Source organism: Curtobacterium sp. MCPF17_047, assembly GCF_003234045.1.
In the GTDB taxonomy this organism is placed as follows: domain Bacteria; phylum Actinomycetota; class Actinomycetes; order Actinomycetales; family Microbacteriaceae; genus Curtobacterium.
Map to the genome: position 1 here is coordinate 135132 of NZ_QKSF01000007.1, position 14388 is coordinate 149519.

General features: G+C 73.6%; 9 protein-coding genes and 1 pseudogene. 5 read left to right on the forward strand and 5 right to left on the reverse strand.

The window, feature by feature from the left end; translation table 11 throughout:
• Window positions 1–191: 191 nt before the first annotated feature.
• Window positions 192–1757, reverse strand: a complete 1566-nt coding sequence (locus DEJ33_RS09120) for a DEAD/DEAH box helicase (RefSeq protein WP_111194814.1) — start codon at window positions 1755–1757, stop codon at window positions 192–194.
• Between the two features lie 84 nt (window positions 1758–1841).
• Here DEJ33_RS09120 and DEJ33_RS09125 point away from each other — a divergent pair, with 84 nt between their 5' ends.
• Window positions 1842–2555: a ferritin-like domain-containing protein gene (locus DEJ33_RS09125; RefSeq protein ID WP_258366129.1), complete on the forward strand. Its 714-nt coding sequence runs from the start codon at window positions 1842–1844 to the stop codon at window positions 2553–2555.
• A gap of 105 nt (window positions 2556–2660) precedes the next feature.
• On the opposite strand, the gene DEJ33_RS09130 is transcribed toward DEJ33_RS09125, so the two are convergent.
• Both DEJ33_RS09130 and DEJ33_RS09135 read right to left on the reverse strand, forming a co-directional pair.
• On the reverse strand, window positions 2661–2957 hold the full coding sequence (locus tag DEJ33_RS09130) for a hypothetical protein (protein WP_110903263.1): 297 nt from the start codon (window positions 2955–2957) through the stop codon (window positions 2661–2663).
• Window positions 2958–2967: 10 nt separating this feature from the next.
• On the reverse strand, window positions 2968–3192 hold the full coding sequence (locus DEJ33_RS09135; RefSeq protein WP_110903262.1) for a DUF3107 domain-containing protein: 225 nt from the start codon (window positions 3190–3192) through the stop codon (window positions 2968–2970).
• A 141-nt stretch (window positions 3193–3333) separates the two neighbouring features.
• On the opposite strand from DEJ33_RS09135, the gene DEJ33_RS09140 reads away from it, so the two are divergent.
• Both DEJ33_RS09140 and DEJ33_RS09145 read left to right on the forward strand, forming a co-directional pair.
• A complete protein-coding gene (locus DEJ33_RS09140; RefSeq protein WP_146242576.1) occupies window positions 3334–6489 on the forward strand; it encodes a UrvD/REP family ATP-dependent DNA helicase in 3156 nt (1051 codons plus the stop codon).
• Entirely contained in the window at window positions 6486–9821 is a 3336-nt protein-coding gene (locus tag DEJ33_RS09145) for an ATP-dependent DNA helicase (protein ID WP_111078654.1), read from the forward strand. Before DEJ33_RS09140 ends, DEJ33_RS09145 begins: the two co-directional genes overlap by 4 nt.
• 51 nt (window positions 9822–9872) lie before the next feature.
• Here DEJ33_RS09145 and DEJ33_RS09150 read toward each other — a convergent pair whose 3' ends face one another.
• Window positions 9873–10871 (reverse strand): phosphotransferase, encoded by a 999-nt coding sequence (locus tag DEJ33_RS09150; protein ID WP_110903384.1) that lies wholly within the window; start codon window positions 10869–10871, stop codon window positions 9873–9875.
• Window positions 10872–10952: 81 nt separating this feature from the next.
• Between DEJ33_RS09150 and nudC the strand changes: the two genes are divergently transcribed.
• Together nudC and DEJ33_RS09160 are read left to right on the forward strand one after the other, a co-directional pair.
• Entirely contained in the window at window positions 10953–11888 is a 936-nt protein-coding gene (gene nudC / locus DEJ33_RS09155) for an NAD(+) diphosphatase (protein ID WP_111078655.1), read from the forward strand.
• Window positions 11885–13630, forward strand: coding sequence for an ATP-dependent helicase (locus DEJ33_RS09160; RefSeq protein WP_181432908.1), 1746 nt, complete (start codon window positions 11885–11887; stop codon window positions 13628–13630). Before nudC ends, DEJ33_RS09160 begins: the two co-directional genes overlap by 4 nt.
• Here DEJ33_RS09160 and DEJ33_RS17680 read toward each other — a convergent pair.
• A pseudogene (locus DEJ33_RS17680) lies at window positions 13581–14378 on the reverse strand (TOMM precursor leader peptide-binding protein); the annotation flags it as partial. The gene DEJ33_RS09160 and the pseudogene DEJ33_RS17680 sit on opposite strands and share 50 nt — an antisense overlap.
• Window positions 14379–14388: the final 10 nt, after the last annotated feature.

Below are 14388 nucleotides of genomic sequence, written 5' to 3' on the forward strand. Positions count from 1 at the left end.
CTGCGGGACCGGCCCCGGGCCTCCCGTCCGGCGGCGCGGTGCGCGACGGAGACGCGGAAGCGACAGATCGCGCGAGGAAACCGGCGCGGATCTGTCGCTTTCGCGCACCACACCGCCGCCGAGCCGCCAGCGGGCCCGGGAACGACGACGGCCCCGTCACCGGGGTGACGGGGCCGATCGGTCTGGAGGCGCTACTCGCCGTCCGAGGAACCCTGCGGGCTCGAGGCGGTCGCCTCGGACGAGCCGCTGCCGCCACGACGGCGACGACGGCGGCGACGCTTCTGCGTGCCGTCGCCCGACTCGTCACCGGCGGGGGAGGACGGCGCACCGTCGCCCGGGGTGGTGGCGGCCTGCGTGGCTGCCTGGACGGTGACGTCCTCGGCGGGACCAGTGCGCTCCGCCGCCGGACGGTCACCCGAGGTGCGACGCGAGCCGGACTGCTCGGAACCGGCGGACCGGCTGCGGTTGCGCGACCGGGACTCACCGGCGCTGCCGGAACGCGAGCCGGAGCCGGAGCCCGACCGCGAGCTGGCGGACGACTTCTCGGTACCGGCGGTCGCCGCGTGCGACGTGGTGCCGGGCAGGCGGCCCTTGGTGCCGGCCGGGATGTCCAGGTCGGTGAACAGGTGCGGCGACGACGAGTAGGTCTCGACGGGCTCGGGGATGCCGAACTCGAGTGCCTTGTCGATCAGCGTCCACTTGTGCAGGTCGTCCCAGTCCACGAACGTGACCGCGATGCCGGTCTTGCCCGCACGACCGGTGCGGCCGGCGCGGTGCAGGTACGTGTCCGGGTCGTCCGGGATCGTGTGGTTGATGACGTGCGTGACGTCGTCCACGTCGATGCCGCGGGCGGCGACGTCCGTCGCGATGAGGACGTCGCGCTTGCCGGCCTTGAAGGCGGCCATCGCGCGCTCGCGCTGCTCCTGGTTGAGGTCACCGTGGACGGCGGCGGCGTTGAAGCCGCGGTCCTTCAGCTCCTCGACGATGCGGGCGGCGGCGCGCTTCGTGCGGGTGAAGATGACGGTCTTGCCGCGACCCTCGGCCTGCAGGATGCGGGCGATGACCTCGTCCTTGTCCAGGGAGTGGGCGCGGTAGATGACGTGCTTGATGTTCGCCTGCATCAGACCCTCGTCGGGGTCCGTCGCGCGGATGTGCACCGGACGCGACATGAAGCGGCGGGCGAGCGCGACGATCGGTGCCGGCATCGTGGCCGAGAAGAGCATCGTGTGCCGGACCTCGGGGACCGCCTGGAAGATGCGCTCGATGTCGGACAGGAACCCGAGGTCGAGCATGCGGTCTGCCTCGTCGAGGACGATCTCCTGCACGTGCGAGAGGTCGAGCAGGCGCTGCCGCTGCAGGTCGATGAGACGCCCGGGCGTGCCGACGACGATCTGCGCGCCGGCCTTGAGCTGCTCGACCTGGCCCTCGTACGCCTTGCCGCCGTAGATGGAGACCAGTTTCGTCGGACGGTTGACCATCGCGGACTCGAGGTCCTCGCTCACCTGCACTGCGAGCTCACGGGTCGGGACGACGACGAGCGCCTTCACACCCGGTGCGGGGTCGGCGCCGATGCGCTGGATCAGCGGCAGGCCGAACCCGAAGGTCTTGCCGGTGCCGGTCTTGGCCTGACCGATGATGTCCTGGCCGGTCAGGGCGAGCGGGATCGTCTGCTGCTGGATCGGGAAGGGCTCGATGATGCCCTTGCTCGCGAGCGCATCGACGATGTCCTGCTCGATCTGGAGTTCTGAGAAAGTCAAGAAGTTCACCCTGTTCGTGGGGAGGAGTCCGGGCCAGTCTACCGACGTGCCGGAGGGGGATCACCCGACCCGTATGCTGGGCGGGTGGTGTCGTGGTGGAACCGGAAGCGTGCTGGGCAGCTCGCTGCAGCCTGGCTCGCGTCGCGGAACCCGCGCAGCGGGACCGTCGAGCGTCTGCAGCTGGACGACGTCAGCCCGGAGCTGGACGTCTACCTCGGCCAGGCCGCCTACCTGCAGCTGTCGCTGTACGAGACCATGGGCCGTGCCGGCGCCGGTGCGCCGACGCTCTCGGGCCGTCTGGTCACCGGGGTGCTCGCGACGACCGCTCTCGAGCGGCACCGTGCCATCGTGGCCGAGATCGAGCGTGGCGGCAAGGAGCCGGCCGATCTGATGGCCCCGCACCGGGACGCGATCGACCGCTTCCTCGAGCGCACGAGCGGTGCGGACTGGTACGAGTCGATGCTCACGGGGTACGTCACCGCCGGCATCCTCAACGACCTGTTCGCGAACCTGCTGCGCTCGCTGCCGATCGACGTCCGGCAGCGCCTGCGCACGGTGTTCGACACCCGGGAAGAGCCCGCCGTGGTCGAGGAACTCACCGCCCGCATCGACGAGGACCCCGTGGTGGCGTCCCGTCTGGCGATGTGGGGCCGGCGGCTCGTGGGTGACACGCTGTTGGTCGCCCGGTCGGCGCTGGCGTCCCATGCTCGGGAGGACCAGGAGCGGCTCGAGCCGGTCTGGACCGAACTCATCGCCGCGCACACGCGCCGGATGGACGCGCTCGGCTTGACGGCCTGAGCGGCCCGGTGGCAACAGTCCGGCCCCACCACAGCGATCCGCCAGCGCCGCAACAGGTCGACACAGCGATCTGCCAGCGCCGCGACAGGTCGACGCAGGAGTACCTCAGGCCCCCTGCTTGACCATCCGCTCGTAGTGCGCCTCGTCGGCCGCGCTGCGGCGACGGCCGAACACGACCTCGACGACGAGCGCGACGACGCCGGCGCCCACCAGGGCGACGACCCAGATCCACGTCCCGCCGTACGACCAACCGGCCCAGGTCAGGACCTCCCACAGGACGGCCGCGACGATGCCGCCGACCACGGGGCCGATCAGCACCCCGCGGGTCGTGCGCCAGGGCACGACCACGTGGGCGACCGCCCCCAGGAGGATCCCGCCGAGGACGGCGAAGAGGAGCTCCATGCGGGGAGCGTCAGGCGAAGAAGCCGATGCGGCGGGACTCTTCCGAGCCCACCTCGACGTACGCGAGCGATGCGACCGGCACGATGAAACGGCGGCCCTTGTCGTCCTTGAGGGAGATGTGCGTCGCCTTGGCTGCGAGGGCGTCCGACACGGCGGTCTCGATCTCGTCGGCGGTCTGTGCCGTCTCGAAACCGATCTCGCGGGGGCTGTTGATGATGCCGATCTTGATGTCCACGACCTCACCCTAGTCGAGCGCCACCGGCCGGCCCCGAGCGTTCGCCGCGGGCGCACGAGGCGTTCGCCGCGGGCCGACGAGGGCATCCACAGCCCGGCGCGGGCGGGCCGCGATGTCGGCCGCGGTGGGTACCGTACGAGCGTGCCACCGACCACCCTGATGCCCGCGCCGGACCTCGGCTCGGTCGCGCGCGCACTGGTCGACGACCCGGCGCAGCAGGCCGTGCTGACCCTGCCCGACGGGGTGCACGCGGCGGTCATCGGCGCCCCGGGGACCGGCAAGACGAGCACGTTGACCCGACTGGTGGCCGATCGGTACACCCGCCCCGGTGCCGTCGACCCGGCAGGGCACGCGACCGTCCTCGCGCTCACGTCGGCGCGCGTCGCCGCGACCGCGCTCCGTGACCGTCTGGCCGCCGCGGTGGACCGGGTCACGCCGGGCGCCCTGGCCCGCACGGTCAACTCCCTCGCCTTCCAGGTGGTCGCGCACGCGGCGGCCGCACAGGGGCAGGACGCACCGACCCTCCTGACCGGCGGCGAACAGGACCGGATCATCGCGGACCTCCTGGACGGTCACGAACTCGACGGCACGGGCCCGGACTGGCCGGCACCGATCACCGAGGTGGTCCGCGAGCGTGCGGGTTTCCGGACCGCGCTCCGCGACCTCATGATGCGGGCGGTCGCCGCCGGCATCGAACCCGACGACATGCGGGAGCTCGGCGACGACACCGGACACCCCGAGTGGCGCGCCGCTGGCGACTTCGTGGACGAGTACCGGGCGGCCGTCACGGCGTTCCGGTCGACGAGCCTCGACGCCGCCGAACTCGTCGCCTTCGCCACGGCAGCCGTGCTCCGCGGCGAACTGCCACCGGCCGTCGCCGCACTGCGCCTGGTGGTCGTCGACGACGTGCAGGAACTGGTCGAGGGCGAGATCGCGCTGCTCGGCGCCCTGGCCCGCTCCGGTGTGCAGGTGGTGGCGTTCGGCGACCCCGACATCGCCGCCTCCGCGTTCCGCGGCGGTGTGCCCGACGTGCTCGGCCGGCTCGGCCCGCGCCTCGGGGTCGCGCACGTGCAGGAGATCGTGCTCGGCACCGTGCACCGGCACGCCGCGCCGGTCCGCGCGCTGGTCACCGGCATCACCGGGCGCATCGGCACGGCCGCCGCCGGTCGCCAGCGTGCAGCCCTCGCCCGGGAGGCCCGTGGCCGCTCCGACGCGGTCCTGCACCTCGAAGCACCCAGCCGTTCCGCGATGGTGGCCGCGGTGGCGAGACGCCTCCGCGAACACCGGCTGCTCGACGGCGTCCCGTGGCACCGGATGGTCGTCGTCACCCGCAGCGGTGCGGCGATCCCCGAACTGGTCCGGGCGCTCTCGGTGGCGGAGGTCCCCGCCACGGCCGGCGCCGCGCCGACCCGTCCGCGTGACGACACGGCGTCCCGGACGCTGGTCGACGCCGCCGCCGTCGCGCTCGGGGTCGTGCCGCTCGACGCCGACCTGGCGACGTCCTTCGCGACCGGGCCGCTGGGAGGGCTCGACACCCTGGCGATCCGTCGGCTCCGCCTGGCGCTCCGCCGAGAGGAGCTGGCCGGTGGCGGGACCCGCACGGCCGACGAACTGCTCGTCGACGCGCTGGGCGCCCCGGAACGCCTGGCCACGATCGACGCCGCCTTCGCCCGACGTGCGATGCGGCTCGCGACGAGCTTCGTGACCGCACGGCAGGACGCCGAGTCGGGTGCGAGCATCGAGGAGATCCTCTGGGGCCTCTGGGAACGCAGCGGTCTGGCCGGTGTGTGGCGGTCGCAGTCCGTCGCCGGCGGGGTCGGCGCGGCCGAGGCGGACCGGCACCTCGACGCGGTCGTCGGGCTGTTCACCGCCGCCAAGCGCTTCGTCGAACGGACGCCGGACGCCCCCGCCCGGGTGTTCGTCGACGACCTCCTCGGTGCCGACCTGCCGGAGGACTCCATCGGGCCGGACCGGACCGCCGGACGGGTCCGCGTGCTGACCCCCTCGGCCACCGTCGGACTGGAGTGCGACGTCGTGGTGGTGACGGGCCTCCAGGACGGCGTCTGGCCGAACACCCGCGTCCGCGGCAGCCTGCTCGACCCCGACGGGCTGGTGCGGGCGGCGGCGGGGATCCCGCACTCGCCGACGGACGACCGCGCCGCGGTGATCGGTGACGAACTGCGCCTGTTCGTGCGGGCGGTGTCCCGCGCGACGACGCAGGTCGTCATCGCCACGGTCGCGAACGACGACGAGTCACCCTCGCCCTTCGTGCGGCTGGTGCCTGTGCCGCCGGACCGGCAACCGTCGGCGCACCCGCTGTCGCTGCGCGGGCTCGCCGGGTCACTCCGCCGCCGGGTGGTGGCGACCGGGGACCACGAGGCGGCCTCCGCGTTGGCCCGGCTCGCGGCCGAGGACGTGCCCGGCGCGGCCCCCGACGACTGGTACGGCATCGTCGAACCGACGACGGACGCGCCCCTCGTCGACCTGGCTGCCGAACCGGTGGTGCCCGAGGACGGTGACGAGCCGGTCCCGCCGACGGTGGCGGTGTCGCCCTCCCGGATCGGCACCTTCGAGGAGTGCCCGGTGCACTGGTTCGCGCAGACGTTCGGCGGCGGTGCGCCGAGCCCGGCGATGGGCATCGGCACGATCGTGCACGAGGCGATGGAGCACGCCACCGACGTGGACGTCGAGTCGCTGTGGCACCGGGTCGAGGAACGCTGGGACGAGTTGAGCTTCGAGTCGCCGTGGGTCGCGGACCGCGAGCGCGCGCGCACCCGACGGATGATCGAGGGCCTCAGCGACTACCTGCGCACCTTCGCCAGCGCGGGGCGACGGGTGCTCGGGGCCGAGGCCTCGTTCGCGCTCGTGACCGGGCCGGCCCGGGTCCGTGGGAGCATCGACCGCATCGAGGTCGACCCCGACGGCCGGATCAGCATCGTCGACCTGAAGACCGGACGGTCCATGCCGAGCGAGAAGAACGACATGCCCGGACACCCGCAGCTCGCTGCCTACCAGCTCGCCGTCGCGGACGGGGCGGTCGAGGGGGTGCCGGAGGGTGCGGAGACCACGGACGCCCGGCTCGTGTTCGTGCAGAACCCGAAGGGCGCGCACGCGTACTCCGAGCGGACGCAGCGGGCCCTCGACCCGGAGTCACGCGAGGCCTACCGGGAACGCCTGCACACCGTGGCACGCGGCATGGCGGGACGGACGTTCCTGGCCAACGTCGACGACCACTGCGACCGGGCACGCACCGGCACCGAGTGCCGGATCCACGTGGTGGGGGAGGTCACCTGGTGAGCGACGAGACCACGGTGGACGAGACGGCTGCGTCCGTCGCAGCGTCCTCGGCTGCGGCCCCCGCGTCCGCACCGACCGGAGGCGCGGTGCCGGATGCGCGCCCGGCCCGCCGCCGGTACGGGGCCGACGAGATCGCCGACGCCCTCGGCAAGCCCCGGCCGACCGAGCAGCAGCGCGCCGTGATCGAGTCGCCGCTCGCCCCGGCCCTCGTCGTCGCGGGTGCCGGCAGTGGGAAGACCGAGACGATGGCCTCCCGCGTCGTCTGGCTGCTCGCGAACGGGTTCGTGCAGCCTGACCAGGTGCTCGGGCTGACCTTCACCCGGAAGGCCGCCGGGGAGCTCGGCGTCCGCATCAACGACCGGATCGGTGCGCTCGAGGACGCCGGGCTCATCGAGGCCGGGGACGCCTTCCTCGCCCCGACCGTGTCCACCTACAACGCCTTCGCGAACGCCGTCTTCCGTGAGAACGCCCTGCTCGTCGGGCGGGACGGCGAATCCCAGGTGCTCACCGAACCCTCCGCGTGGCAGCTCGCCCGACGGGTCGTCGTCAGCGCGCGTGACGACCGGCTGGTGGGCCTCGACCGCAACGTCGACACGATCACCGCCGCGGTCGTCGCGCTCGCCGGGGCGGCGTCCGAGCACCTCGTCGACCCGGCCGACCTCCGCCGCTTCTCGATCGACTTCGGGGAGCTGCTCGAGCTGCCCGGCTCGAGCCGCGGCACGCCCTACCGGGCCGTCACGGACGCCGTCGCCGCGGTCGGGTCCCTGGAGCCGCTCGCCGACCTGGTCGAGGAGTTCCGCCGCCAGAAGGTCGACCGCGGGTTCGTCGAGTTCTCCGACCAGATCGCCCTGGCGCTCGCCGCCGCCGACGCTGCTCCGCGGGTGGCCGCCGACCTGCGCTCGCGGTTCGCCGTGGTGCTGCTCGACGAGTACCAGGACACCTCGGTCGTGCAGACCCGGTTCCTGGCACGGCTGTTCCGGGACCACCCGGTGATGGCGGTCGGGGACCCGCACCAGTCCATCTACGGCTTCCGCGGCGCGAGTGCCGCGAACCTCGCGCGCTTCCCCGCCGACTTCGGGGACGCCTCGGGCGACCCGGTCGTCACCTACGCCCTGTCGACCAGCTGGCGGAACCCGGTCGACGTGCTCGCCGCCGCGAACGCCGTCGTCGAGCCGCTCTCGAGCGCGTCCGAGGTCCAGGTGGAACGCCTCGCACCGCGGCCCGGCGCCGATCGCGGCACGGTCAGCGCGGTGTTCCCGGAGACCCTGCCCGAAGAGGCCGACGCGGTGGCCGCCTGGTTCGCGGACCACCGGACGCGGAACCCCGGCGGGTCGATGGCGCTGCTGCTCCGTGCCCGGAAGGACCTGTCCGCCTTCACGGCGGCGCTCGGGGTCCGGGCCGTGCCGTACCACGTGCTCGGGACCGGCGGACTGCTGCAGCGACCGGAGATCGTCGACCTGGTGGCGTGCCTCCGCGTGCTGCACGACCCGGCCGCGGGCAACGACCTCATCCGGTTGCTCGCCGGTGCCCGGTGGCGGATCGGGGCAGCGGACATCGTCGCGTTGCACGGCCTGGCCCGCTGGCTGTTCGGCCGCGACCACACGCACCGACGGCTCGACGACGAGGTCACGGCGGCGTTCCGGGCATCGGTCGCGGCGGGGGAGCACGGGTCCGTCGTCGACGCCCTCGACTTCGTCACGACCGCACCGGACGACCACTCCGCGCTCGCCGACATCAGCCCGGCCGGACGGGAGCGCATGCGGGCCCTCGGGGCGCAGCTGTCCTCGTTGCGAGCCCGTGCCGGCGGCGACCTGGTCGACTTCGTCACGCTCGTCGTGCAGGAGATGCGGCTGGACATCGAGGTCACCGCGCACGAGCAGGGCGGCTCGGCGTACCTCGACGCCTTCGTCGACGAGCTCAGCGGCTTCGTGCAGACCGACGACCGGGCCGACCTCGGGGCGTTCCTCGGGTGGATCGACGCCGCCGCCCGTCGCGACGACATGGGGCCGCGGTCCGAGGAACCCGAGGGCGGCACCGTCCAGATCCTCACCATCCACGGGTCGAAGGGGCTCGAGTGGGACGCCGTCGCCGTGCCCCGCATGGTCGAGGGCGGACTGCCGGCCCGGCCACAGGAGGGCTCGACCGGCTGGCTCGGCTTCGGTCGGCTGCCGTACGAGTTCCGCGGCGACGCCGACGAACTGCCCCGCCTGCACTGGCGCGGGCAGGAGACCCAGAAGGACGTGGTCGACGCGATCGACGCCTTCAAGGACGAGGTCAAGGCCCGGAACGAGGACGAGGAACGCCGCCTCACCTACGTCGCGCTGACCCGGGCGAAGCACGAGCTGCTCGTCAGCGGGTCGTCGTGGTCGACCGGCGTGAAGCCGACCGCACCGAGCCGGTACCTGCACGACCTGGTCGACGCCGGAGTGCTCGACGCGGGCCGCATCCCGGACGGCACCGCGCACGAGACGAACCCGCTCGGGGACCAGGGCGCGTCGCAGACGTGGCCGCACGTGCCCTTCGGCTCCCGCGGGCCCCGTGTGCTCGCCGCCGCCGACCGGGTCCGGAACGCGAACCCCGGTGCCGCCGGTCGCTACGCCGCGGACATCGAGCTGCTGCTGGCGGAACGCCGGGCCTCCCGGTCGGCCGCGCACCAGGTCGTCGTCCCGCACCGGGTACCGGCGTCCGGCTTCAAGGACTACCTCGGCGAACCGGACCGGGTGGCCGAGCGGCTGCGTCGGCCGATGCCCGAGCGGCCGTACCGCGCGACGCGCCTCGGCACCCTGTTCCACCAGTGGGTCGAGCAGCGCGCACGGGGTGGGGCGCCGGCGGCGCTCGGCGGATGGGACGGCGGGTTCGACGCGTGGGACGGCGAACTCGACGCCGATCCGGATGAGACGACCGCAGGCGGTCCGGCCTCCGCTGGTGAGGTCCCGGTGAGCGACGACGACGCCCGACGGCTGGCCGACTTCCAGGACACCTTCGCCCGCTCACGGTGGGCGGGGCTGACCCCGGTCGAGGTCGAGCGCGAGATCCACATCCCGTTCCTCGGGCACAGCGTCGTCTGCAAGCTCGACGCCGTCTACGAGATCGACGGACGCATCGAGGTCGTCGACTGGAAGACCGGCAAGGCCCCGAGCGGTGCGGACGACCTGGACCGCCGGCAGTTGCAGCTCGCGCTGTACCGCGTCGCGTACGCGGAGTTCACCGGTCGGCCGATCGAGGACGTCGACGCGGTGTTCTACTTCGTCGCCGACGACCTCGAGGTCCGACCGTCGTCGCTGCTCGATCGTGCCGGACTGGAGCGCGCCTGGCGCGAGGCGATCGGCTGACGCTGGTCGGGCCTCCCGGCCGTCCCGCGGGCCGGGCCTGTGCCCGCCGCGTCAGCTGTGGCGGCGCTCGGTGGACGAGAGCAGCTGCTCGACCTCGCCGATCTCCATCGTCTCCGGCGACACCGCCTGCAGCGGCGCGGCGGACGGGGCGTGCACGGCCTCGGCGAGGCGGTGCATCATCGCGACGGCGTCGTCGACGACCTCGGTGCTCTTGACCTGCACACCGTGCAGCAGCCACTGCGCCGTCTCGAGTTCGTGGTGCACGCGTGCACGCTGCCCGAGCTGCCGGTCACGGCCGCCGCCACCGGCGGTGTAGGCGCTGAGGACGGTGTCGAACGCCTCACGGCGTCCGGCGAGCACCCACGCCAGGTCCTTCGCCGGGTCGCCGAGACGCAGCTCGCCCCAGCCGAGGACCCCGGTGACGTCGTCGCCGCGGACCAGGATCGAGTCGAGGCCGAGCGACCCGTGCACGACCGTGGGCGTGAACTGCCACAGCTGCTGGTCGCGGGCGGCGCCCTCCCAGCGTTCCCGGAGCGCGTCCGGCACCAGCTTCGTCGCGACGGCCCGGTCCATCACGGACACCGCGGACCGCAGCACCTCGAAGGGGGTGAGGGACGGCAGGCCGGCGTCGGTGACGAAGCTCGTCGGCAGGACGTGCAGTGCGGCGATCGCCCGGCCGACGCTGGTGGCGAGCTCGGGCCGGTCGGTCAGGTCACGGAGCGCGGGGTGCTCGCCCTCGACGTAGGAGGTCAGGATGGCTCGGGTCGACCCGATGGGTGCCTGGCCGCGGTACTCCGGGACGGCGAACGGGAGGCGCGTGCGGATCCCGGCGCTCAGGGCGCGGATCGCGACGAGGTCGGCGGACTGACGCGCTTCCGCCCGCTGGTTCCGGGGCCGGCGGATCGCCGAGGACCGTCCGTCGACGTCGCGGACGACGGCCGACTCGTAGTCGCCACCGGCCACCGAGCCGAGCGTGCGTGTGCCGGTCAGGACCAGTCCGGGCACGGCCGTGGTCGCCAACGCGGCTAGAGTGAACTGCGATCCCGCCATGCCCAACAGGGTAGGTCCGCGGCGCATCCGATCGGTGCGCGCCACGCTGACCCGGGACGTGTCGACCACCAGGAGATCCGTGTGACCGTGGAGTTCGCCGCCCGGCTGCCGCTCGCCCGCAACGAGCTCGACCGCGACGCGGAGCACCGTTCCACGCCCGACCTCGAGCGGGTGCTGCGCGCCGACCCGACCACCCGCTTCCTGCCCGTCCACGGCGGCGCGATGCTGCGGAACGCCGACGGCACGCTGCGGTTCGTCGACGCCGACCAGGTGCCGGACGACGCCACCCTGCTCTACCTCGGTCGTGCGGTCAGCGACGCCCCGGACGCCCCGGCGGGCACCCGCTTCGTCGCGGCGCTCGTCGACGACGCGGCGGCCGCCCGGATCGAACCGGACACCGACGCGTGGGAGAACCTCCGCATGTTCGGCACCGAACTCTCCGCCCGCGACCAGGGCCTGGCGGTCGAGGCCGTCGCGATGGCGAACTGGCACGCCGTGCACGGGTTCTCGCCGCGAACCGGTTCGCCGACCGAGTCCACCGTGGGCGGCTGGGTCCGCCGCGACCCCGAGGGCCACCAGCACTTCCCCCGCACCGATGCCGCGATCATCGTCGGGATCACCGACGGGCAGGACCGGATCCTGCTCGGCTCGAACGCCGCCTGGGACGCGAACCGGTACTCGTTGCTCGCCGGGTTCGTCGAGCCGGGGGAGTCCCTCGAGGACGCCGTCCGCCGCGAGGTCTTCGAAGAGGCCGGCGTCACCATCGAGGAGCCCGAGTACCTCGGCTCGCAGCCGTGGCCGTTCCCCGCGTCGCTGATGGTCGGGTTCCGTGCCCGGGCGGTCGACGGCGACCCGTCCACCGCCCGCCCCGACGGGGTGGAGATCATCGACGTCCGCTGGTTCTCGCGGGACGAGATCCGCGACCAGGCCGGGAAGACCGTCCTGCTGCCCGGCCGGACCTCCATCGCCCGCGTGATCATCGAGGAGTGGTACGGCGGGCCGCTCGACCTGCCGTGACCCTCGCAGCCGGTCCCGCCGACCCGACGACCCCGTCGCCGGACGCCCTGCTCGCCGCGCTCGACGCGGAGCAGCGCACCGTCGCCCGGACGCTCCTCGGGCCGGTCGCGGTCCTGGCCGGCGCCGGCACGGGCAAGACCCGGGCGATCACCCACCGGATCGCCTACGGCGTCGCGACCGGCACCTACTCGCCGAACCACGTCCTGGCCCTGACCTTCACCACCCGCGCGGCCGGTGAGCTGCGCTCCCGGCTGCGTGCCCTGGGCGCCGGAGCCGTGCAGGCCCGGACGTTCCACGCGGCGGCGATGTCGCAGCTCGGGTACTTCTGGCCGGACACCGTCGGCGGCCACGCCCCCGGCCTGGTGGAGTCGAAGGGCCGGGTGATCGCGCACGCGGCCGACACGATCGGCCTGCGGGTCGACACCCCGACCCTGCGGGACCTGGCCGGCGAGGTCGAGTGGCGGAAGGTGCAGCGGCTCACCTACGACGAGTACGAGGCGGCCGCACCCGAGCGCACCATGCCACGGGACACCTCGCCGTCGCGGGTCGTCGACCTGATGCGCGCCTACGAGCGGCTCAAGGACGACCGCCGACAGATGGACTTCGAGGACGTGCTCCTGCTGACCCTCGGCATGGTGGAGTCCGAGCCCCGGGTGGCGTCCTACGTCCGGCAGCAGTACCGGTTCTTCGTGGTGGACGAGTACCAGGACGTCTCGCCCGTGCAGCACGACCTGCTCCGGGCCTGGCTCGGCGGTCGGGACGACCTGTGCGTCGTCGGGGACGCCAGCCAGACGATCTACTCGTTCACGGGAGCGTCGAGCCGCTACCTGCTCGGTTTCGGGTCGGAGTTCCCGCGCGCGTCCGTCCTCCGGCTCGAGCGGAACTACCGGTCCACTCGGGAGGTCGTGCACGCCGCGAACGCCCTGATGCGCGGGCAGCCGGGAGCGCTGGACCTCGTCGCGCAGGAGACCACGCCCGGACCCGACCCGGTCGTGCTGCCCTGCGTGCACGACGGTGACGAGGCCGCGACCATCGCCCGCCGGATCGCCGAACTGGTGACCGGCGGTGCCGCGTACGGCGACTGTGCGGTGCTGTTCCGCGTCGGCGCACAGTCCGCCGCGATCGAGTCGGCGCTCGCCCGCAACGGGATCCCGTACCGGGTGCAGGGCGGCAAGCGCTTCTTCGACCGGCCGGAGGTCAAGCTCGCGGTGCACCACATGCGCGGCGAGGCGGTCCGGCAGACCGACGACGAGCTGCTGCGACGTGTGGAGCTCGTCCTGCAGATCAGCGGCTGGACCCGCACCGCGCCCGAGGGCACCGGAGCGGTCCGTGAGCAGTGGGAGGCCCTGCAGGCGATCATGCAGCTCGCCGAGGCAGCGCCCGCCGGCACGACCATGCAGCAGTTCACCGCCGACCTGGTCGACCGCGCGGCAACCCACCACGAGCCGGAGCTCGACGCCGTCACGCTCGCGACGCTGCACTCGTCGAAGGGCCTGGAGTGGCCGCACGTGGTGCTCGCCGGCGTCGCCGAGGGGTTGCTGCCCATCTCGTACGCGACCACCGACGACGGCATCGACGAAGAGCGTCGGCTGTTCTACGTCGGCATCACCCGTGCTCGTCGTTCCCTGACCATGACGTGGTCGGCGCAGGGCTCGTCACGGGGCGGACCCCGGGTGGCGAGTCGGTTCCTGGCAACGATCGGCACGCACACCGCGGATGCGGAGCGACCCACCGGCGCGTGACCGACAGGTCGGTCCGGTCGAACACCAGCTGCTCGGCGTCCGGCCGCTGCACCACCAGGGGGAGTCGGTCGAGGACCGAACGGGTCACCGTCGCCGCGACGGTCGCCGCGCGCCACGGTGACAGCGCCGCCGCCGGTCGCCCCCACACCTGCGCCGCGATCGCCGGCCACGCGGGGTCCGCATCGGTGCGCTCGAGCTCCACGCACTGGAGGCACGGGCCGGCTCCCGGCACCAGGAACGGCCCGACGCGCACCCGGCCGTCCCCGACCACGACCGGCAGGTGCGGCACCGAGCGCCGGGTCCAGGCCGCGCGGACCGTCGGATCAGTGACGTGGTCGGCGACGAGGACCGCCAGCGCCGGAGGCGGGTCGGGCTCGGGCACCGGCCCGCCCCGCGGTGTGAGGGTCCGGACGACGGTCACACCGTCCCCGGTGAGCATCCGGTCGAGTTCGTCCGCGAGGGGACCGGCCCCGGCGACCTCGACCCGGGCGAGGGGTTCCGGCAGCATGTCGACGACCGCGGCGGCAGCGTCACCCAGGACGCGTGCGGCGGCGGCCGGTGCGCACCCGACGCTCCGAGCGAGCCCCGCCATCACGTCACGGGCGGTCTCGCGTCGCAGCGCGCAGAGGAACCGTTCCTCGGCCGTGGTCGGGACCGGCACCACGGCGCGTGGCGGGTCGACCCCGAGCTGCACGGTGCACGGGTCGCGCCACACGAACTCGAGCGACGGATCGATGCGGATGCCCATGTCGTCAACG